Origin of the sequence: Salmonella sp. NW38, from assembly GCF_051807745.1 — a bacterium.
Lineage (GTDB): Bacteria > Pseudomonadota > Gammaproteobacteria > Enterobacterales > Enterobacteriaceae > Salmonella > Salmonella enterica.
The window spans coordinates 320358-342750 of the sequence record NZ_JAMMTO010000003.1; the positions used below are offsets into that span (position 1 = coordinate 320358).

17 protein-coding genes, 1 tRNA gene and 1 pseudogene are annotated in these 22393 nt (G+C 53.6%); 6 read left to right on the top strand and 13 right to left on the bottom strand.

The window, feature by feature from the left end; translation table 11 throughout:
* Position 1 precedes the first annotated feature (1 nt).
* Complete coding sequence (gene clpA, locus NA624_RS07810) at positions 2–2278, top strand: ATP-dependent Clp protease ATP-binding subunit ClpA (RefSeq protein WP_000934064.1); 2277 nt, start codon at positions 2–4, stop codon at positions 2276–2278.
* A 500-nt stretch (positions 2279–2778) separates the two neighbouring features.
* Here the strand turns inward: clpA and NA624_RS07815 are convergent, their stop codons facing one another.
* From NA624_RS07815 to NA624_RS07850, 8 genes and pseudogenes are all read right to left on the bottom strand, one after another.
* Entirely contained in the window at positions 2779–3258 is a 480-nt protein-coding gene (locus NA624_RS07815) for a hypothetical protein (protein WP_001555501.1), read from the bottom strand.
* Positions 3259–3277: 19 nt separating this feature from the next.
* Positions 3278–3472 carry a M23 family metallopeptidase gene (locus tag NA624_RS07820; RefSeq protein ID WP_223228868.1) on the bottom strand — a complete coding sequence of 65 codons (195 nt, stop codon included), beginning with the start codon at positions 3470–3472 and terminating at the stop codon, positions 3278–3280.
* Positions 3455–4339, bottom strand: a pseudogene (locus NA624_RS07825) (IS256 family transposase); the annotation flags it as partial. The gene NA624_RS07820 and the pseudogene NA624_RS07825, both read right to left, overlap by 18 nt.
* Before the next feature lie 194 nt (positions 4340–4533).
* Entirely contained in the window at positions 4534–4731 is a 198-nt protein-coding gene (locus NA624_RS07830; protein WP_024134435.1) for a hypothetical protein, read from the bottom strand.
* A gap of 140 nt (positions 4732–4871) precedes the next feature.
* Positions 4872–6127 (bottom strand): IS3-like element ISSen1 family transposase gene (locus NA624_RS07835; RefSeq protein ID WP_086007854.1). Its coding sequence is split into 2 segments (ribosomal slippage): positions 4872–5776 and positions 5776–6127, totalling 1257 coding nucleotides; the frame shifts between segments, so codons are not numbered across the junction.
* A gap of 101 nt (positions 6128–6228) precedes the next feature.
* A tRNA-Ser gene (locus NA624_RS07840) sits at positions 6229–6316 on the bottom strand.
* Positions 6317–6464: 148 nt separating this feature from the next.
* Positions 6465–7142 carry a hydrolase gene (locus NA624_RS07845; protein WP_000097893.1) on the bottom strand — a complete coding sequence of 226 codons (678 nt, stop codon included), beginning with the start codon at positions 7140–7142 and terminating at the stop codon, positions 6465–6467.
* 19 nt (positions 7143–7161) lie between these two features.
* A complete protein-coding gene (locus NA624_RS07850) occupies positions 7162–8022 on the bottom strand; it encodes a pirin family protein (protein WP_000809968.1) in 861 nt (286 codons plus the stop codon).
* Positions 8023–8130: 108 nt separating this feature from the next.
* On the opposite strand from NA624_RS07850, the gene NA624_RS07855 reads away from it, so the two are divergent.
* Entirely contained in the window at positions 8131–9042 is a 912-nt protein-coding gene (locus tag NA624_RS07855; RefSeq protein WP_000597926.1) for a LysR family transcriptional regulator, read from the top strand.
* 90 nt (positions 9043–9132) lie between these two features.
* On the opposite strand, the gene infA is transcribed toward NA624_RS07855, so the two are convergent.
* The 5 genes from infA to trxB all read right to left on the bottom strand — a co-directional run bounded on the left by infA (position 9133) and on the right by trxB (position 14983).
* Entirely contained in the window at positions 9133–9351 is a 219-nt protein-coding gene (gene infA / locus NA624_RS07860; RefSeq protein ID WP_001040187.1) for a translation initiation factor IF-1, read from the bottom strand.
* A gap of 311 nt (positions 9352–9662) precedes the next feature.
* The gene (gene aat / locus NA624_RS07865; protein ID WP_001241643.1) at positions 9663–10367 is read right to left on the bottom strand and encodes a leucyl/phenylalanyl-tRNA--protein transferase; all 705 of its coding nucleotides are present in this window, start codon (positions 10365–10367) and stop codon (positions 9663–9665) included.
* 44 nt (positions 10368–10411) lie between these two features.
* Positions 10412–12133, bottom strand: coding sequence for a heme ABC transporter ATP-binding protein/permease CydC (cydC, locus tag NA624_RS07870; RefSeq protein ID WP_001202249.1), 1722 nt, complete (start codon positions 12131–12133; stop codon positions 10412–10414).
* Positions 12134–13900: a heme ABC transporter permease/ATP-binding protein CydD gene (cydD, locus tag NA624_RS07875; protein ID WP_001044531.1), complete on the bottom strand. Its 1767-nt coding sequence runs from the start codon at positions 13898–13900 to the stop codon at positions 12134–12136.
* 114 nt (positions 13901–14014) lie between these two features.
* On the bottom strand, positions 14015–14983 hold the full coding sequence (gene trxB, locus NA624_RS07880; protein WP_000537406.1) for a thioredoxin-disulfide reductase: 969 nt from the start codon (positions 14981–14983) through the stop codon (positions 14015–14017).
* A 546-nt stretch (positions 14984–15529) separates the two neighbouring features.
* Here trxB and lrp point away from each other — a divergent pair.
* The 4 genes from lrp to rarA all read left to right on the top strand — a co-directional run bounded on the left by lrp (position 15530) and on the right by rarA (position 22261).
* On the top strand, positions 15530–16024 hold the full coding sequence (gene lrp / locus NA624_RS07885) for a leucine-responsive transcriptional regulator Lrp (protein ID WP_000228469.1): 495 nt from the start codon (positions 15530–15532) through the stop codon (positions 16022–16024).
* 134 nt (positions 16025–16158) lie between these two features.
* Positions 16159–20154: a DNA translocase FtsK gene (ftsK, locus tag NA624_RS07890; protein WP_001549590.1), complete on the top strand. Its 3996-nt coding sequence runs from the start codon at positions 16159–16161 to the stop codon at positions 20152–20154.
* A gap of 142 nt (positions 20155–20296) precedes the next feature.
* On the top strand, positions 20297–20908 hold the full coding sequence (gene lolA / locus NA624_RS07895; RefSeq protein ID WP_001519746.1) for an outer membrane lipoprotein chaperone LolA: 612 nt from the start codon (positions 20297–20299) through the stop codon (positions 20906–20908).
* Positions 20909–20917: 9 nt separating this feature from the next.
* Entirely contained in the window at positions 20918–22261 is a 1344-nt protein-coding gene (gene rarA / locus NA624_RS07900; RefSeq protein ID WP_000067786.1) for a replication-associated recombination protein RarA, read from the top strand.
* Positions 22262–22393: the final 132 nt, after the last annotated feature.

The window sequence follows — 22393 nt, forward strand, 5'->3', positions numbered from 1 at the left end:
TATGCTCAATCAAGAACTGGAACTCAGTTTAAACATGGCTTTCGCCAGAGCGCGCGAGCACCGTCATGAGTTTATGACCGTCGAGCATCTGTTGCTGGCGCTGCTCAGCAACCCATCGGCTCGCGAAGCGCTGGAAGCATGCTCCGTGGATCTGGTGGCGCTCCGTCAGGAACTCGAAGCCTTCATTGAACAAACCACACCCGTACTGCCTGCCAGTGAAGAAGAGCGTGATACGCAGCCGACGTTAAGTTTCCAGCGTGTCCTGCAACGTGCCGTCTTCCACGTTCAGTCTTCCGGGCGTAGTGAAGTGACTGGCGCGAATGTGCTGGTGGCTATCTTTAGCGAACAGGAATCACAGGCGGCTTATCTGCTGCGTAAGCATGAAGTGAGCCGTCTGGATATCGTGAACTTTATTTCTCACGGGACGCGAAAAGACGAACCGAGCCAATCTTCCGATCTCGGCAATCAGCCAACTGGCGACGAACAAGCTGGTGGGGAGGAACGTATGGAAAACTTCACGACGAATCTTAACCAACTTGCTCGTGTGGGCGGCATCGATCCGCTGATTGGTCGTGAAAAAGAACTGGAACGCGCGATCCAGGTCTTGTGTCGTCGCCGTAAAAATAACCCGCTGCTGGTGGGGGAATCCGGCGTTGGCAAAACGGCGATTGCCGAAGGGCTGGCCTGGCGTATCGTGCAGGGCGATGTGCCGGAAGTGATGGCCGATTGCACCATTTACTCGCTGGATATCGGTTCGCTGCTGGCGGGCACCAAATACCGCGGCGATTTTGAAAAACGGTTTAAGGCGTTGCTGAAACAGCTTGAGCAGGATACCAACAGCATCCTGTTTATCGATGAAATCCATACCATTATCGGCGCTGGCGCGGCGTCGGGCGGACAGGTGGATGCGGCAAATCTGATTAAACCGCTGCTTTCCAGCGGCAAGATCCGAGTGATCGGCTCAACGACCTATCAGGAATTCAGCAATATTTTTGAGAAAGACCGCGCATTAGCACGCCGTTTCCAGAAAATTGATATTACCGAGCCTTCGGTAGAAGAGACGGTGCAAATTATCAACGGCTTGAAACCTAAGTACGAAGCGCACCACGACGTGCGTTATACCGCGAAAGCGGTGCGTGCGGCGGTCGAGCTGGCGGTAAAATATATCAATGACCGCCATCTGCCGGACAAAGCCATTGACGTGATTGACGAAGCGGGCGCGCGGGCGCGTCTGATGCCAGTGAGCAAACGTAAGAAAACGGTCAACGTGGCGGATATTGAGTCCGTAGTGGCGCGAATTGCGCGAATTCCTGAAAAGAGCGTCTCGCAGAGCGATCGCGATACGCTGAAGAACCTGGGCGATCGTCTGAAAATGCTGGTCTTCGGCCAGGATAACGCGATTGAGGCGCTGACCGAAGCTATTAAGATGAGTCGTGCGGGTCTGGGCCATGAGCATAAACCTGTCGGCTCATTCTTGTTCGCCGGGCCAACTGGCGTAGGGAAAACTGAAGTTACGGTACAGCTTTCAAAAGCGCTGGGTATTGAGCTGTTGCGCTTCGATATGTCCGAATATATGGAGCGTCATACGGTGAGCCGTTTGATCGGCGCGCCTCCGGGATACGTCGGTTTCGACCAGGGCGGGCTGCTGACGGATGCGGTGATTAAGCATCCTCATGCGGTGCTGTTGCTGGATGAGATCGAAAAAGCGCACCCGGATGTCTTTAACCTGCTGCTGCAGGTGATGGATAACGGTACGCTGACCGATAACAACGGCCGTAAGGCGGATTTCCGCAACGTGGTGCTGGTGATGACCACCAACGCCGGCGTGCGAGAAACCGAACGTAAATCTATTGGTCTTATTCATCAGGACAACAGTACCGATGCGATGGGCGAGATCAAGAAAGTGTTTACGCCGGAGTTCCGTAACCGTCTCGACAACATTATTTGGTTCGATCATCTGTCTGGCGAGGTGATTCATCAGGTTGTCGATAAGTTTATCGTCGAGTTGCAGGCCCAGTTGGATCAGAAAGGCGTCTCCCTGGAAGTCAGTCAGGAAGCGCGCGACTGGCTGGCGGAAAAGGGCTATGACCGGGCGATGGGCGCACGACCGATGGCGCGTGTGATTCAGGATAACCTGAAAAAACCGCTGGCCAATGAGTTGCTGTTTGGATCGCTGGTTGATGGCGGACAAGTCACCGTCGCGCTGGATAAAGAGAAAAATGCGTTGACGTATGGCTTCCAGAGTGCGCAAAAGCACAAGCCGGAAGCCGCGCATTAATCTTCGTTTCACTGCCGTACAAACCGGGCCTTAGCGCCCGGTTTTTTTACGCCGGCTAATAGTTAGCCTGATGGCGTTGTGCTCGCGGTAGGCGGACAAGGCGCTTGTAAATTGCGTCATCATCCGGTAATCGACGGGGGTTTAATGCGAAAAAAAGCCCGCCGACAGAAGACGTTCCACGAATGTGCGGAAGCCGTGCTGGAAATTTTAGGCCCATTGAGTATGCCGCTTGTCTCATGGATGCTCTTGTTCTGCCGGGTAAGCGGTCTGCTACAGCCATACTTCCCACAGGATAATACTGTACCAGAACCTGATGTTCCCGCTCATGCCAGTGGCGAGAGTAGGTTTTCACGAATTCCAGTTCTTCGGGCGTCCAGATTGTGCGGTGATATCTGCCTTTCGATTTTATCATCAACTTACTTTCCAGATAGAGTTACGCATTACAAATTTTAAAAAATCCATTCTGATTTGCTTTATTTTCGTAAGAGAATATTCATTTTTTAAACCCCACAGTATCCCGTCATATTAAGTGTATTTTCATCGCTTTTTGTTTTGATGACAATAGTGGCTTTAATGTCACTTCCTTCATCATCATTTTGCTCTGCCACTGGAGTCTGTTTTATAAAGATAGAAAAATCCTTATTTTTATATACTGAGTCATTTTCACCTGACGATATCTGTTTCAATATTGTTATATTCCCATTCAGTTTCATGATGGCAGAGTAAGTACATTCTTCCCCACCCGCAGGACAAATCGCCCCTTCAATATAGTTATAGGAATCCTCCTTCTTATTATCAGCCAGGCGCAGAGTGCAAGTGGAGTGCCTCAAATCATCAGTAATCTCTCCATCAGTAATCTCCCCAATGTCGAAGCTATTAGTGTTTAGGCCATCTAATGGTATGTTGCCTGGCTCGGTTGCAGCACAACCAACAATGCCAGATAACATCAGAACTAAAATATAACCTATATATTTAAGCACTTTATCAACTCCTTGAAGATCAAACTCTTGGAAGATTATTTTTCCATACATTCAGATATGGTGCAGGATCTGTTACATCGGAACGCCTTCTTAATTCACCATGTCTGATTTCTACAGCAGAAGTACCAGAGTAAAAGGGATAAGGGGCACGCACCAGCACTCCATCAGCAACAGCATAAATAGGCGTCCCTGGGGGAAACGCATCCATCGCCATCAGTGCCGCATCTTCGGTCGGGGCCTGATAGAGCGTCTCAGGCCGCTGGTGACGGCTTTGTAGTCTTTCCCGGCTACGTATTTCAGGCTGTTACGCACCATATGGATAATGCCTGGCTGGATATGGGTTTGCGGGAAGACGCTGTTTATCGCATCCGGGAAGCCCTTCAGACCGTCCACACAGGCAATCAGGATGTCCTGAAGACCCCGCTTTTTCAGCTCCGTCAGCACGCTTAGCCAGAACTTTTCGCCTTCATTTCCGGACAGCCACATGCCGGCAACGCTTTCTGACCTTCGGTATTGATCCCCAGCGCAGGGAAAACTGCTTTGTTTATCACACTGCCATTCTGATGAACTTTGACAACATACAATCCATATAAACAAAGGGATACAGCGTATCCAGTTGTCAGTTTTGCCACTCAGTGACCTGCTCTTTTACGGCGTCGGTGACTTTAGATATCCGCGTGGGCGACACATCGGCGTCGTACATCTCTTTGAAGGTGGCAACGATTTCGCGGGTAGTCATGCCTTTGGCGCAGAGGGATAAAATCTGACTGTCCATCTGCGTAATGCGCGTCTGGTGCTTCTTAAGCTGCTGTGGTTCGAAGGTGTTTTCACGGTCACGTGGCGTGTTCAGTTCGATCTCACCGTCATCGCATAACACCGTTTTTGACGAGTAGCCATTGCGGGTGTTTGAGCCTGTTTTGGGCGCATTTTTCTCATGCCCGGGGTGGTCAGTCAGCTCCGCATTGAGCGCCGTTTCGACGGTTAATTTCGTCAGCATGCGGAAAAACGGATTGAGGCCGGCTTCGGTTTTAAGGCCTTTAGCCAGTTCAGCGGCCAGTGCTTTGAGTTTCTTTTCGTCCATAATGCGCCTGTCTCCGTTACTGGAGTGAACATATCAAAAACAGGTAATTACACAATTTTAATTACAGTCTCTATGGCACTGACGAACCGGCGATTAACACGTTTCGGTTTGGCCTCTGTACGGTGAAAAAGCTGCTCCACTTCAGGATTATCCCGATGCTGGAGCTGATGCTGTCCTTACCAATGCCAAAAAAACTAATCCTCTTCTCTGAAAAGAGTAGTCTTACACTTAGCACAAAGAATTCTTCTGTGATTATCCCATACCTGTATCAAACCAACATCGCTGAATTTCTCGTGACCACAACTGTAGCAGGATATTTTACTCATATTGTGTTTTTTAATATATTCATCTTTGGTTGGAAATTGCTTCCAGTAGCCTATCAGTCCGGGCATAACCTCTCCTTGAGTGGTTTATGTAATTTGCAAACGATGATAATAATTATATAATAAATAGTTCAGTATGAAATTATTGCTTATCACATTTTCGAAAGCGAATGCTATTAGCATCACACTTTCTACGTTGTTATCAATGACTAGTCCTGATATAGGTTGACAGTTTTTTGTCTGTAAAACGCCTGATGAACATCATCGGGCGTTTTGTATTTCAGGGCCAGGTGTGGCCGTTCATGGTTATAAATTGCCACGGACTCTTTTACTATTTCCCGCGCTTGCGCCAGGTCTGCAGGACGCGAGAGTAAAAACTCATTTTTCAGTATCCCGTTTATTCTCTCAGCCAGCGCATTCTGGTAGCAGTCGTAACCATCGGTCATTGAACAGGTTATTCCGTTTCGCTCATGAACTGACTGATAAAGTACCGAACAGTATTGCAGTCCTCTGTCAGAGTGATGTACCAGCGGACCTGTCGTTTTTCTCCGCCTCAGAGCCTGCCTGAACGCCTTTACCACATTTTCTGTCTGCAGGTTTTCTCCGACATGGTAACCCACGATTTTTCTGGAGCAGGCATCGGTGACCAGACTCAGATAGGCCGTGCCGCTGCGTAGTGGAAGGTAAGTAATATCGGCGACCCAGACCTGTTCTGGCTCAAGGGCGGTAACCTGTTCAGGGCCGGGTTTCAGCAGATTAGGATGCCGGTAAAAGCGATGATGGCTGTTGGTGGTTTTGTGATATGCCCGTTTCACGGGTACCAGGAGCCGGTATTCACCCAGCAGATTAAACAGACGGTCCCGTCCGATATTCAGCGTGTTATCAGTCTGCATGTTCAGCAGATAGTGCAGTTTACGCGTACCGATTCGCGGCTGACGGCACCGGGTACGGGCAACAAAATCAAGAACCTGAGCATGATGCTCCTGCCGTTTATTACATCTTGTATTGTACTGGTACCACGCCTGTCTGCTGTGCCCCAGGAACTGGCATGCACGCGTAACTGTTATTTTGGGGGCCTGACTTTGCGTGAGGACTTGCCGGGCCGCTTTTTTACAACACTTACCCCGTAATCATTTTTCAGGACGTTGATAACGCACTCAAAAAACTCAGCTTTCTGGTTTGCCAGCTCAAGCTGTTCTTCAAGTTCCCTGATTCTTTGCTCGGGTGTCAGCGGGATAGTTGTCTGAGCCACAGGCAGTTTCCTCTTCACCAGGTCAGGAAGTCCGGGTCTCCAGTCAAGCCGGCCATATTTACGCAGCCAGACAAGTACGGTGGCGCGCCCCTGAATGCCATATCGCTGCTGGGCCTGTTTATAGGTCATCTCGCCTTTTTCGACCTGCTCAACGACGGCTATTTTAAAGGATAGAGGATAATCGCGTTGGGTGCGTTTGAACTCAGTCATCATCACGTTCTCCGGATTTAAGTCTGGAACGTGTCAACGCTATTCAGGACGGGTCACATATAAGCAAAAAGCCCGTACTTCTGTACAGGCTCTCAACTTGAATATGGCGGTGAGGGGGGGATTCGAACCCCCGATACGTTGCCGTATACACACTTTCCAGGCGTGCTCCTTCAGCCACTCGGACACCTCACCATATTGTATTGCTGCCTGACCACTTGGGGGGCAACGGGGCGCTACTATAGGGAGTTGCGCTAAAACGGTCAAGCAGAATTTACATATTCACTGTCGTTTGCTCATGCAATAGACATAATCCCCGCCCAAACTGGCGCGGGGGGGCAAATTAGCGCTGTGAATCCAACATTTCGTTGTTTTTCACCACATCCTGCGCTTTGCTGTAGCTTTCGATCAGCAGTTGATAGGCCGGGAATACCTGAGTATAAACGTCGGCCCACGCGGCGGCGTCTTCACGGTTCCAGGTGCCTTGCAGCTCAGAGGCGACCGCGGCAGTATCCATCGGTACGACGCCAGCCTGTACGATACGCGCCAGGGTGATCTCCTGCGCCATCTTACTGTAGGTGCCGGATGCGTCGATCACGGCAAATACCTTATAACCTTCCGCTACCGCGCTAATGGCCGGGAATGCCATGCACACGCTGGTAATCGTCCCGGCAATGATCAGCGTCTTACGACCCGTCGCTTTTACCGCCTTAACGAAATCTTCGTTATCCCAGGCGTTAATTTCACCTTTGCGTGCAATATACTGCGCATGTGGCGCATTAGCGTGGATCTCCGGGATCAGCGGGCCGTTCGGACCTTGCGGTACGGATGCCGTGGTAATGACCGGCATTTTCGCTAACGTCGCCATCTTCGCCAACGCCGCGGCGCGAGCGCGTAATTCGGGCATTGGCATATCGCCTACGGTCTGGAAAAGACCGCTTTGATGATCGATTAAAAGCATCACGGAATCGTTAACATCAATTACCGGGCGCAAACCATTAAAATTAGCAGGACTTGACATCGTGTTCTCCTTCATGTTTTCAGATTTGGCCAAAATGGCCGGAGTTGAAATCGCGGACTGCTTCTGCGATCTCTTGTTTCGTGTTCATAACAAATGGGCCGTAACCCACAATCGGTTCATTCAGCGGCTCGCCTGATAACAGCAATACGCTGGCGTCGCTGCTGGCCTCAAGGTGCAGCGTTTTCCCTTGCTGGCTCAATACCACCAGTTGCGCTTCGTTGACCGGCGTCGTGCCGTTCACCGTGATATTGCCTTTCAGTACCACCAGCGCGGTGCTCCATCCTTCCGGCTGTGCCAATGTAAGCTGGCGATTGCGTTGCAGGCGCATATCCCAGACATTGAGCGGCGAGAAAGTGTGCGCTGGGCCTTTTGTCTCTTCATAACGCCCTGCGATGACCCGCACGACTCCGGCGTCATCCGGCAACGTAACGGTCGGGATAACATCGTGGGTAATGCTTTGATAACCCGGGGTGGTCATTTTGTCCTTCATGGGAAGGTTAACCCACAACTGCACCATTTCCAGTTCGCCGCCCCGACGGGTAAACGCGTCGGAATGGAACTCTTCATGCAAAATGCCTGCGCCTGCGGTCATCCACTGAACGTCGCCCGGGCCGATAACGCCGCCGCGACCGGTAGAGTCCCGGTGCTCGACTTCGCCACTATAAACAATCGTCACGGTCTCGAAACCGCGGTGTGGATGCTCTCCAACGCCGCGTTTTTCATTACCCGGCGTAAATGTGTGCGGCCCGGCATAATCCAGCAGCAGGAATGGACTCAACTGCTGCGCATGTGACTGATAAGAAAAGAGTGAACGAACCGGAAATCCATCGCCAACCCAGTGCGGGCGAGGTGCGGTATAGACGCCTGTAATCTGTTTCATGGTGTTCTCCTCAGTGGCGTTGTCTTGATGTGAATAAGCTTATATTCATGACAAAAGGTTCGGTAGTGGCTAAAATGGCTCATACCGTTCCATTAATAGGACAATGTAATGATAAAAACGGATCTCAATGATTTTGCGTGGTTTGTGCATGTGGTCGAAGAGGGTGGGTTTGCCGCGGCGGGGCGTGCGCTTGATGAACCAAAATCAAAACTGAGCCGGCGTATTGCGCAACTGGAGGAACGGCTGGGCGTGCGATTGATTCAGCGAACCACCCGGCAGTTTAACGTTACCGAAGTGGGACAAACATTCTATGAGCACTGTAAAGCGATGCTGGTGGAAGCTCAGGCGGCGCAGGATGCCATTGCCGCATTGCAGGTAGAACCTCGCGGTATCGTGAAGCTGACCTGCCCGGTTACGCTGCTGCATGTACACATCGGCCCAATGCTGGCGAAGTTTATGGCGCGTTATCCTGATGTTTCGCTACAGCTTGAAGCGACCAATCGTCGGGTGGACGTCGTAGGGGAGGGGGTGGATGTGGCGATTCGCGTCAGGCCGCGCCCGTTTGAGGATAGCGATCTGGTGATGCGCGTCCTGGCTGACAGAGGGCATCGCCTGTTTGCCAGCCCGGATCTCATCGCACGGATGGGAATCCCTTCCGCGCCGGCGGAGTTGAGCCATTGGCCAGGGCTAAGTCTTGCATCCGGCAAGCATATTCACCGCTGGGAACTTTATGGCCCGCAGGGCGCACATGCGGAAGTCCATTTTACCCCGCGTATGATTACCACCGACATGTTGGCGCTACGCGAGGCGGCGATGGCGGGCGTGGGGCTTGTGCAGTTACCTGTCTTAATGGTGAAAGAACAACTGGCCGCCGGTGAACTGGTCGCGGTGCTGGAAGAGTGGGAGCCCCGGCGGGAGGTTATTCATGCTGTGTTCCCATCCCGGCGAGGATTATTACCTTCCGTACGCGCGTTGGTCGATTTTTTGACGGAAGAGTATGCGCGGATGGTGGAAGAGTAACCTGCTCGTCATTCATCGACTTAATGGACGCAAAAAAGGCCGGTTAAACCGACCTTTTATCCAGCCGCCCTTCAGGGCGTGAGGAGACAATTAGCGACTACGGAAGACAATGCGGCCTTTGCTCAGGTCGTACGGGGTCAGCTCAACGGTCACTTTGTCGCCCGTCAGGATGCGGATGTAGTTCTTACGCATTTTACCGGAGATGTGTGCAGTAACCACGTGACCGTTTTCTAACTCTACGCGGAACATGGTATTAGGTAACGTTTCGAGAACGGTACCTTGCATTTCAATATTGTCTTCTTTGGCCATCTAATCCTCTGGGGTATCACTACCATAATTTGAACCGGCAAGATAATGCCGAACTTCTTTTGATAAGTAAAGATTTGTGCGTTTAAAACACAGCAAACCAGGTTTAGCACATGATTCCGCGACACACGACAACGCCGCGTTATACACCCTTTCCCTGATACTACCGCCTGATGTATCGACATAAGCGCAACATATAAGGGAACGGTGAAATAAACGATGGGCGTTACCTGACAACGGGCTGCGGGATAATATGCTAAACCAATTCTGCGGCAGCAATTATAACACCCCAATAAAAAATGTGCCGAAAACATTCACTTCCGGGGCAAAAATAATGTCCGCGGCACCCAAAAACGGGAGGCCAGCGGTTGTTGGCGTAAGGCTGCGAGGTGATCGAGGTAGTCACGACGTGGAATTTCAATGGCGCCGAGCGAGGCGGTATGACTATTAATTACCTGACAATCAATAAGTTTACCGCCGTGACGGGTAAATTCAGCGCAAAAAACCAGCAGTGCGGTTTTAGAGGCATTCTCCTGGCGGCTAAACATCGATTCGCCGCAAAACAGCGCCCCCTGCGAGACGCCATACATCCCGCCGACCAGTTCCTGATCACGCCACACTTCAATGGAGTGCGCGTGGCCCAATTCATGTAATCGGCGATAGGCTTCCTCAATACCACGCGTTATCCAGGTGCCTTCGTCACGGTGATTGGCGCATCCATCAATGACCCGATCGAAAGCGTAATTGAGCGTCACGCGGTAAGGGGATGCGTTGTGAAAGCGCTTCATGCTGCGACTGAGGTGAAACTTTTCAGGCCACAGCACGGCGCGCGGATCGGGCGACCACCACAGAATCGGGTCGCCCGGCGAAAACCACGGGAAAATCCCGTGCTGGTAGGCCATTAACAACCGGGCAGGGCTGAGATCGCCGCCCAGCGCCAGTAAACCGTTAGGCTCGCGTAAAGCGCCTTCCGGCGAAGGGAAGGCGATAGAATGTCGGGAAAGCTGAACCAGACGCATGACGGCGAAACTCCAGTACGCAAGTCGGATCGTTCAATAATAGCTTACAGACGTTGTTTAAACTGATAATAGCGCCCTTGTCCGGCTAACAATTCTGCATGAGTGCCTCGCTCAATGATGCGCCCGTCGTCCATTACGATGATTTGATCAAAACGGGCCAGGCCGCGCAAACGGTGAGTCACCATCAGGACGGTTTTCTCGCGCATCACATCGGCAAGTAATTCCAGCATTTCGCTCTCGGTGGTCGCATCCAGCCCCTCAGTGGGCTCATCCAACAGCATTAACGGGGCATCGTGCAACAGCGCGCGGGCGATGGCCAGGCGACGAAGTTCGCCGCCGGACAGCAGACGACCGCCTTCGCCAAGCCAGCTATTAAGCCCACTATCTTCGAGCAGATTTTCGAGGCCGACGCGACGCAGCATGTCGGAAAGGGCTTCGTCGCTGGCATTGGGCGCCGCCAGTAATAAATTATCACGCAGTGTGGCGCTGAACAGGTGGACACGCTGCGGCACCACGCTGATAGTCTGGCGTAAGGCGGATTCGCTCAGCGAGGATAGCGGAAGATCGTTGAGCAGAATTTCGCCTTGTTGCGGGTCCCAGGCGCGGGTGAGTAGCTGCAACAGCGTTGATTTTCCGCAGCCGGTACGCCCCAGAATAGCGACATGCTCGCCAGGATTAGCCTGTAATGAGAGGGCATTGAGCGCATTAATCGGCTGGTCGGGATAACGAAACGAAACGTCCCGCAGGGTGAGTGTGACCTTTTCCGGCGCGGGAGTTTCTGCCTGTGGAAAGGTCACCTCCGGTTTTTGCTCCGTTAATTCAGTGATACGAAGCGCAGAGGCGATAACCTGCCCCAGATGCTGGAATGCGCCGGTAACGGGCGCAAGCGCCTCGAAAGCCGCCAGCGCGCAGAAGACAAACAGCGCGATGAGCGCGCCGGGCTGCGTATTGCCGCCAACGCCGCCGGAGGCCATCCACAACATTAACATCACCGCCAGCGCGCCAATCAGCAGCATTAACGCCTGCGATAAGGCGGTCAGTTCAGACTGTCGGCGTTGGGCCTCATGCCATTGTAATTCGGTGGCTTCCATTTGCGCCCGATAGCGTTTGCTGGCGCCAAAAATGGTGAGTTCCGCCTGGCCCTGTAACCATGACGTGAGCTGTTGGCGATACTGACCTCGTAGATGCGTCAGATTTTGGCCGGTATTTTTGCCGGCGCGATAAAACACCGGCGGCATAATAAACAGCGTCAACAGCATAATGCCGCCCAGCGTGATCGCCAGCGTCACGTCGAGAACGCTAAGCCCCAGGGTGACAATCATAATCACTACAAAAGCGCCGACCAGCGGGGAGATGACGCGCAAATAGAGATGATCCAGCGTGTCGACGTCGGCAACGATGCGGTTCAGCAGTTCACCTTGCTGATATCGTGCCAGACCCGCGGGGGAGAGCGGTAGAAGTTTGCTGAAGGTGTAAATACGCAGATGTTGCAGCACGCGGAACGTGGCGTCATGACTTACCAGACGTTCAAAATAACGACCGGCGGTACGGGTAATGGCCGCGCCGCGCACGCCGGCTGCCGGGAGCATATAGTTAAAACTGTAAATTCCCGCGAAGCCTGCGATAGCGGACGCGGACAGGAACCAGCCGGAAAGCGTCAGCAGCCCGATACTGGCAAGCAGGGTCAGGATTGCCAGCGCAATTCCCAGCGTTAGCATCCATTTGTGGCGTTTATAAAGCGTCAGATAAGGGAGTAGCGCGCGCATTTAAATATCCTCCTGACGGTGAGCCAATAACGTCGCAAAAGCGCCGTTGGCAGCGCTGAGTTCGGCATAACTGCCTTGTTCGACAATCGCGCCATCTTGCATAACCCAGATAGCGTCCCAGTCGGCGAGATCTTCCAACTGATGCGTCACCATTAATGTGGTCTGGCGTTTTGACGCCGCTTTTAACGCTTGCATGACGCGTTGCTCGCTGTGAGCGTCCAGGCTTGCCGCCGGTTCATCCAGCAGTAGCAGTTGACAGGGATTAAGTAGCGCACGGGCGACCGCTACACGCTGTGCCTGGCCGACGGAAAGTCTGCTGGCATGATTGCCGAGCGGGGTGTCTACTCCCTGCGGCAGCAGCGGTAAAAACTCGCTTACCCATGCGGCGTCAAGCGCGGCATAAAGTTCCTGCTCGCTGGCGTCCGGGCGCGCCAGTAATACATTTTCGCGTAGCGTCGCCGCAGGTAATTGCGGGTTTTGTCCGACCCAGGAGAGATGCTGGCGCCAGGATTCCGGCGAGAGATCGCGAAGCTCGACACCGTTAATACGCAAAGATCCCTGATAGGAGAGAAAACCGGATAATACATTCAACAGAGAGCTTTTACCGGAACCGCTGCGTCCTACCAGGACGGCGCGTTCTCCTGCCGCTAATGAGAAATTCAGCGGCCCGGCAAGCGTTTTGCCTTCTGGCGAGGTGATAATAAGATTGACTGCGTCAATGGTTACAGGTTCGTTTTCCGCCAGCTCAACTTCGCCGCGCGCCGGGTGGGCGAGGGGTGTTTCCAGAAATGTCTTCAGACTATCCGCCGCGCCAACCGCCTGCGCCTTAGCATGATAAAACGTGCCGAGGTCGCGTAACGGCTGGAAAAACTCCGGCGCGAGGATCAAAGCGAGGAACCCGGCGGCGAGCGTCACACCAGTACCGTAATGACCAAAGTTCAGCTCGCCCAGGTAAGAGAAGCCAAAATAAACGGCGACCAGCGCAATAGAAAGCGAGGTGAAAAACTCCAGCACGCCGGAAGATAAAAAGGCGAGGCGCAGTACTTCCATCGTGCGTTGACGAAAATCCTGCGATGCTGCGCGAATGTTCTCGGTTTCCGCTTCTCCACGACCGAAAATTCGCAGCGTTTCCATCCCGCGCAGACGGTCAAGAAAATGGCCGCTTAGCCGGGCAAGCGCCAGGAAATTGCGGCGGTTGGCGTCAGCCGCGCCCATTCCCACCATCGCCATAAATAGGGGAATGAGCGGGGCAGTGCCCAGCAGAATCAGCGCCGCCGCCCAATTTGACGGGAAAATCGCCGCCACGATTAAGAGCGGTACGCAAACGGCAAGCGCCATTTGCGGCAGATAGCGCGCATAATAGTCATGCATATCGTCAATCTGTTCCAACACCAGCGTCGCCCAGCTACCGGCGGGCTTGCCCTGAATCCAGGCAGGGCCGGCTTGCTGCAGACGATCCAACACCTGACGGCGGATCTCAAAGCGAATATGTTGTCCGGCATGAAAACCGACGCGCTCGCGCAACCACACCACCCAGGCGCGAAGGACAAAGACCAGTATCAGCAGGATAAAAGGGAGCAACAGCGCTTCCCGTGGAATGTTCTCCATGATCATATGTTGCAGGATACGCGCCATGATCCAGGCCTGAGCGACAATTAATACGCCACTCATGAATCCCAACAGGCGGGAAATATTCAACCACCGTTGGGAGATTACGCTTTGCTGTTTTAACCAGCGGGTCAGCTCTTTTTGACGGGTTTTATTCATTGCACGCTTAGCAGGTGAGTTATTAGAATTTCAGGCAGGGGCAATGTTACAACGACGCAAAAATAAAGGCGACTTATAGTCGCCTTTTTTACTTTTGTTACTGATTTGTAAAAACTATTTGCTCGCGTCGGCCAGACCATCGAGATAGCGTTCAGCATCCAGCGCCGCCATACAGCCCGTACCTGCAGAGGTGATCGCCTGACGGTAAATATGATCCATAACGTCACCCGCCGCGAATACGCCAGGGATGCTGGTTTGTGTGGCGTTGCCATGGGTGCCGGACTGAACTTTGATATAACCATTTTCCAGCTCAAGCTGGCCTTCGAAGAGCGCCGTGTTTGGGCTATGACCGATGGCTACGAAAAGTCCGGCGATGTCCAGCGTCTCGATATTATCGCTCTGCTGCGTGTCGCGAAGACGCAGACCAGTGACGCCCATCTGATCGCCGGTCACTTCTTCCAGCGTCCGGTTGGTGTGCAGGATGATATTGCCATTTTCGACTTTATCCATCAGGCGCTTAATGAGGATTTTTTCAGCGCGGAAACCGTCACGGCGATGGATAAGGTGTACTTCCGAAGCGATGTTGGACAGATAAAGCGCTTCTTCAACTGCGGTGTTGCCGCCGCCGATCACCGCCACTTTCTGGTTGCGGTAGAAGAAACCGTCGCAGGTTGCGCAGGCGGAAACGCCGCGTCCTTTAAAGGCTTCTTCCGATGGCAGCCCCAGATAGCGCGCGGAAGCGCCGGTCGCAATGATCAACGCATCACAAGTGTACTCTGCGCTGTCACCTGTCAGACGGAACGGACGATTTTGCAGATCCACTTTGTTGATGTGATCAAAAATTATCTCGGTTTCAAATTTTGCCGCATGTTCATGCATGCGTTCCATCAGCAGCGGGCCGGTCAAATCGTTTGGATCGCCGGGCCAGTTTTCCACTTCCGTCGTGGTAGTCAGTTGACCGCCTTTTTCCATACCGGTAATAAGTACTGGCTGTAAATTTGCGCGCGCGGCATACACCGCCGCGGTATATCCCGCCGGTCCTGAGCCCAGAATAAGCAGCTTACTGTGTTTGGTCGTGCCCATGAGATCCCCATAGTTGTTGGCAGACAATGAGCAGAATTGTAGGGAATTTACAGACGTAAAAAAAGAGCATAACGATTTTGTTAACAATATGTGTAATAGCATGAACCGATGAACGACCGGGACAGCGACGTTATCATCACAAATTTTACTTGAAATCGGTAACTTATAAGGTGACGAAATGACAGTTTACCGCCCTCTCTAATGAATAACTGGCATGTTGTACTAAAAATCGATGTTTTGCTTTGACAATCACCTGCTGTTTTGCGAAAACATTCGAGGAAGAAAAAAACTGTGTTATGTATGTGCTGCATAATCATGCATGTAAATACCATGTTTACCGGGCTAGTGAAATCTACGCATGGCGTGGACAGACGCCATTCGTGATGTCGATAGCTGCCGCGAGGCAACGGTCTTCTCACCATAGACCAGGCATTGCGCGCCGTTAATCCCTCTGGGTTTCGGTCTATTGTGATGGGCAGCGACTCTGAACAGTGATGTGAGTAGAGTCAGGCAGGAGTAGGGAAGGAATACAGAGAGACAATAATAATGGTAGATAGCAAGAAGCGCCCTGGCAAAGATCTCGACCGTATCGATCGTAACATTCTTAATGAACTGCAAAAGGATGGGCGTATTTCCAACGTCGAGCTTTCTAAACGAGTAGGGCTTTCGCCGACACCTTGCCTTGAGCGTGTGCGTCGGCTGGAGCGACAGGGGTTTATCCAGGGCTATACGGCGCTGTTGAACCCGCATTATCTGGATGCGTCACTTCTGGTATTCGTTGAGATTACCTTAAATCGCGGCGCGCCGGATGTGTTTGAACAGTTTAATGCCGCCGTGCAAAAGCTTGAAGAGATTCAGGAGTGTCATTTGGTTTCCGGCGATTTCGACTACCTGTTGAAAACCCGTGTACCGGATATGTCAGCGTATCGAAAACTATTGGGAGAGACGTTGCTGCGCTTGCCAGGTGTGAACGACACCCGAACTTACGTAGTGATGGAAGAGGTAAAACAGAGTAATCGTCTGGTTATTAAGACACGCTAACACGGAACAGGTGCAAAATCGCCGTAGTTTGATTACACTCCTGTTAATCCATACAGCAACAGTGCCGGGGTAACCCGGTGCTGTTGTCCGTTTTAGCATCGGGCGGGAAAAGCCTGGAACCTGGAGAGCCTTTTTTGAGCCAGGAATATACTGAAGACAAAGACGTCACATTGACGAAGTTAAGCAGCGGGCGCCGACTTCTGGAAGCGTTGTTGATACTTATTGCCCTTTTTGCCGTCTGGCTGATGGCGGCCTTGTTGAGCTTTAACCCTTCGGACCCCAGTTGGTCGCAAACCGCCTGGCATGAACCCATCCATAATTTAGGCGGCGCGCCGGGCGCGTGGCTGGCCGATACACTGTTCTTTATTTTTGGCGTAATGGCCTACACCATCCCTGTCATTATTGTCGGCGGGTGTTGGTTTGCGTGGCGTCATCAGTCTACGGATGATTACATCGACTATTTTGCTGTGTCGCTACGCCTTATCGGCGTGCTGGCGCTGATTCTCACTTCCTGCGGTCTGGCGGCCATTAATGCCGACGATATCTGGTATTTCGCCTCCGGCGGCGTAATTGGCAGCCTGTTAAGCACCACGCTGCAGCCGTTGTTGCATAGTAGCGGCGGAACGATAATGCTTCTCTGTATTTGGGCTGCCGGGCTGACGCTCTTTACCGGTTGGTCCTGGGTTAGTATCGCCGAAAAATTAGGCGGCTGGTTGCTTAATATACTGACCTTCGCCAGCAACCGTACCCGGCGTGATGATACGTGGGTTGACGACGAAGAGTATGATGACGAATACGATGAAGAAACCGACGGCGTGCAGCGTGAATCTCGCCGGGCGCGTATTTTGCGCGGCGCGTTGGCGCGTCGTAAGCGACTGGCTGAAAAATTCAGCAATCCACGGGGCCGTCAGACCGATGCCGCGCTCTTTTCCGGCAAACGGATGGATGATGACGAGGACATTCAGTATAGCGCGCGCGGCGTCGCTGCCGATCCCGACGACGTTCTGTTTTCGGGCAACCGTGCGACGCAGCCGGAATATGATGAATATGATCCGCTGTTAAACGGCCATTCTGTCACCGAACCGGTTGCCGCCGCTGCGGCCGCAACTGCCGTCACCCAGACGTGGGCAGCGTCCGCCGATCCCATAATGCAAACGCCGCCCATGCCGGGGGCTGAGCCGGTTGTCGCGCAACCGACCGTGGAGTGGCAGCCCGTACCGGGGCCGCAAACCGGCGAGCCGGTTATCGCGCCTGCGCCGGAGGGGTATCAGCCGCATCCGCAATATGCTCAACCGCAGGAGGCGCAAAGTGCGCCGTGGCAGCAACCTGTGCCTGTCGCTTCCGCGCCGCAATACGCCGCGACGCCAGCGACCGCAGCAGAGTATGACTCTCTTGCGCCGCAGGAAACACAGCCGCAATGGCAGGCGCCGGATGCCGAACAACACTGGCAGCCGGAGCCGACCCATCAGCCGACGCCGGTTTATCAGCCGGAGCCGATAGCGGCTGAACCTTCCCACATGCCGCCGGTTATCGAACAGCCGGTTGCCACCGAGCCTGAACCTGTCATAGAAGAGACCAGACCCGCCCGTCCTCCGCTTTACTATTTTGAAGAGGTGGAAGAGAAACGCGCCCGTGAGCGCGAACAACTGGCGGCATGGTATCAACCGATTCCGGAGCCGGTAAAAGAGAACGTGCCGGTCAAACCTACGGTATCTGTCGCGCCATCCATACCGCCAGTGGAAGCGGTAGCCGCCGCCGCGTCGCTTGACGCAGGTATTAAGAGTGGCGCTCTGGCAGCAGGCACCGCGGCCGCTGCGCCTGCATTTGGTCTGGCTACCGGCGGCGCGCCGCGTCCGCAGGTGAAAGAGGGGATTGGTCCGCAACTGCCGCGTCCGAACCGCGTTCGCGTGCCGACCCGACGGGAACTGGCGTCGTACGGTATTAAGCTGCCGTCACAGAGGATTGCAGAAGAAAAAGCCCGCGAGGCGGAGCGCAATCAGTACGAGACGGGCGCGCAGCTAACCGATGAAGAAATAGATGCAATGCATCAGGACGAGTTAGCCCGTCAGTTTGCGCAGTCGCAGCAGCATCGTTATGGTGAGACGTATCAGCATGATACTCAACAGGCAGAAGATGACGATACCGCTGCGGAAGCTGAATTAGCCCGCCAGTTTGCCGCTTCGCAACAGCAGCGATATTCCGGCGAGCAACCCGCTGGCGCGCAGCCGTTCTCACTGGACGATCTGGATTTCTCGCCAATGAAAGTATTGGTTGATGAAGGTCCGCACGAACCGCTGTTCACGCCGAGTGTCATGCCCGAATCAACGCCTGTTCAGCAGCCGGTAGCACCGCAGCCGCAGTATCAACAGCCGCAACAGCCGGTAGCGCCGCAGCCGCAGTATCAGCAGCCGCAACAGCCGGTAGCGCCGCAGCCACAGTACCAGCAGCCGCAGCAGCCGATAGCACCGCAACCGCAGTATCAGCAGCCGCAACAGCCGGTAGCGCCGCAGCCACAGTATCAGCAGCCGCAGCAGCCGGTAGCGCCGCAGCCACAGTATCAGCAGCCGCAGCAACCGACAGCGCCGCAAGACAGCCTGATTCACCCGCTGTTGATGCGTAACGGCGACAGTCGTCCATTACAGCGTCCGACGACGCCGCTGCCTTCGTTAGATCTTCTGACGCCGCCGCCGAGCGAAGTTGAACCGGTAGATACCTTTGCGCTGGAGCAAATGGCGCGTCTGGTTGAAGCGCGTCTGGCGGATTTCCGCATTAAAGCTGATGTGGTGAACTATTCGCCAGGCCCGGTCATTACTCGCTTTGAACTGAATCTGGCCCCGGGCGTTAAAGCGGCGCGTATCTCCAACCTTTCCCGGGATCTGGCGCGCTCATTGTCAACGGTAGCCGTACGCGTTGTGGAGGTCATTCCAGGCAAACCTTACGTAGGGTTGGAATTGCCGAACAAGAAACGGCAAACCGTTTATCTGCGCGAAGTGTTGGATAACGCCAAATTCCGCGAGAATCCGTCGCCGCTTACCGTGGTGTTAGGTAAGGATATCGCGGGCGATCCGGTAGTGGCGGATCTGGCGAAAATGCCTCACCTGCTGGTGGCCGGTACGACCGGTTCCGGTAAGTCGGTCGGAGTTAACGCTATGATCCTCAGTATGCTGTATAAAGCGCAGCCGGAAGACGTTCGCTTTATCATGATCGACCCGAAAATGTTAGAACTCTCGGTCTATGAAGGTATACCGCATCTGCTGACAGAAGTTGTTACCGACATGAAAGACGCGGCTAACGCGTTACGCTGGAGCGTCAATGAGATGGAGCGTCGCTATAAGCTGATGTCCGCGCTCGGCGTGCGTAATCTGGCTGGGTATAACGAGAAAATCGCCGAAGCGGCCCGCATGGGGCGTCCGATTCCGGACCCGTACTGGAAGCCGGGCGACAGTATGGATGTTCAGCATCCGGTTCTGGAAAAACTGCCGTATATCGTGGTACTGGTTGATGAATTTGCCGACCTGATGATGACCGTCGGTAAAAAAGTTGAAGAGCTGATCGCGCGTCTGGCGCAGAAAGCGCGCGCCGCGGGGATTCACCTGGTACTGGCGACGCAGCGTCCGTCGGTCGATGTGATTACTGGTTTAATTAAAGCCAACATTCCAACCCGTATCGCTTTTACCGTATCCAGTAAGATCGACTCCCGCACCATTCTTGATCAGGGTGGCGCTGAGTCGTTATTGGGAATGGGGGACATGCTCTATTCCGGACCAAACTCCACCATGCCGGTACGTGTCCATGGGGCGTTTGTGCGTGACCAGGAAGTCCATGCGGTGGTTCAGGACTGGAAAGCGCGCGGTCGTCCGCAATATGTGGATGGCATTACCTCCGACAGCGAAAGCGAAGGTGGCGGTGGCGGTTTTGACGGCGGCGAAGAATTAGATGCGCTATTCGATCAGGCCGTTAATTTCGTCACCCAGAAGCGTAAAGCGTCCATTTCAGGCGTTCAGCGTCAGTTCCGCATCGGCTATAACCGTGCGGCGCGTATTATCGAACAGATGGAAGCGCAGGGTATTGTCAGCGCTCAGGGGCATAACGGTAATCGTGAAGTGCTGGCTCCGCCGCCTTTTGAGTAAACCTGTAAGCCGGATGGCGCTGTGCAGGCTGCCATCCGGCAACAAAATTCAGTATTTTCTTCTTTCCTCATGCTGATTTTTGGCCTGGAATAGAAAGCAAAAGGAGCTCCTGGTCGGGAGTGTCGAAACCTGAGGAATAATGATGAAAAAAATGGCAATCGCCTGTGCATTACTTTCAAGCGTTGTAGCCAGCAGCGTATGGGCTGACGCCGCCAGCTCTCTGAAAAGCCGTCTGGATAAAGTGAGCAGCTTTCATGCCACCTTTACTCAAAAAGTCACCGATGGCAGCGGTGCCGCGGTGCAGGAGGGACAGGGTGATTTATGGGTTAAGCGGCCAAATCTATTCAACTGGCATATGACGCAACCTGACGAGAGTATTCTGGTTTCTGACGGCAAAACGTTATGGTTCTATAACCCGTTTGTAGAACAGGCTACCGCCACGTGGTTGAAAGATGCCACCGGAAATACACCGTTTATGCTGATTGCCCGCAACCAGGCCAGCGACTGGCAGCAGTATAATATTAAGCAGGATGGCGATAATTTTGTGCTGACGCCGAAAGCCAGCAACGGCAATCTGAAACAGTTCACCATCAATGTGGGACGCGACGGGACTATCCACCAGTTTAGCGCCGTAGAACAAGACGATCAGCGTAGCGCCTATCAGCTAAAATCCCAGCAAAACGGCGCTGTTGATCCGTCAAAATTTACGTTTACTCCGCCGCAAGGGGTAACGATAGACGACCAACGTAAGTAGAGGCGATGAGTGAGCAATCTGTCGCTCGATTTTTCTGATAATACGTTTCAACCGCTGGCCGCGCGGATGCGGCCGGAAAATTTAGCGCAGTATATCGGCCAGCAGCATTTGCTGGCCGCAGGTAAGCCGTTGCCTCGCGCTATTGAGGCCGGGCATCTGCACTCCATGATTTTATGGGGGCCGCCAGGGACGGGGAAAACCACGCTCGCTGAAGTGATCGCCCGCTACGCCAGCGCCGATGTCGAGCGTATTTCCGCCGTCACTTCTGGGGTAAAAGAGATTCGCGAAGCTATCGAGCGCGCCCGCCAGAATCGTAATGCCGGTCGCCGTACCATCCTGTTTGTCGATGAAGTGCATCGCTTTAACAAAAGCCAGCAGGACGCCTTTTTACCGCATATCGAAGATGGCACTATCACCTTTATCGGCGCGACCACGGAAAATCCCTCTTTTGAGCTGAACTCGGCGCTATTGTCGCGAGCGCGGGTCTATCTGCTGAAATCGTTGACCACTGACGATATTGAGCAAGTACTGGACCAGGCGATGCAGGACAAAACGCGTGGTTACGGCGATCAGGATATCGTGTTACCGGATGAGACACGGCGAGCGATTGCTGAGCTGGTCAATGGCGACGCGCGGCGCGCCTTAAATACGCTGGAAATGATGGCCGATATGGCGGAGGCGGATGATAGCGGCAAACGCGTTTTATTGCCCTCCTTGTTGACCGAGATCGCCGGCGAGCGCAGCGCGCGTTTTGATAACAAAGGCGATCGCTTCTACGATCTTATTTCCGCCTTACATAAATCAGTGCGCGGCAGCGCGCCGGATGCCGCCCTCTATTGGTATGCCCGTATCATTACCGCGGGAGGCGATCCGCTGTACGTGGCGCGTCGCTGCCTGGCGATTGCCTCGGAAGATGTGGGTAATGCCGATCCGCGCGCGATGCAGGTCGCTATTGCCGCGTGGGATTGTTTCACCCGCGTTGGTCCGGCTGAAGGCGAAAGGGCGATCGCGCAGGCTATCGTTTATCTCGCCTGCGCGCCGAAGAGCAACGCCGTCTATACCGCCTTTAAGGCTGCGCTGGCCGACGCGCGCGAACGTCCTGATTATGACGTTCCTGTCCATCTGCGTAATGCGCCAACCAAACTGATGAAAGAGATGGGTTATGGCCAGGAGTACCGCTATGCCCACGATGAGCCCAATGCCTATGCTGCGGGTGAAGTGTACTTCCCGCCGGAAATCGCGCAAACGCGCTATTATCATCCGACAAATCGTGGTCTGGAAGGCAAGATTGGCGAAAAGCTCGCCTGGCTGGCTGAACAGGATCAAAATAGCCCCACAAAACGCTACCGCTAGTGTAAACGTTGCGGTAAGGTTATCTCTAAATATGATGCTCCAGGTATCATGGCGTTGATGATGAACCTCGTTATGCCTGATAGCACGTTGCTTATGAGGTCCGCGGGTATAGCGCAATGGATGCGTTGTTGC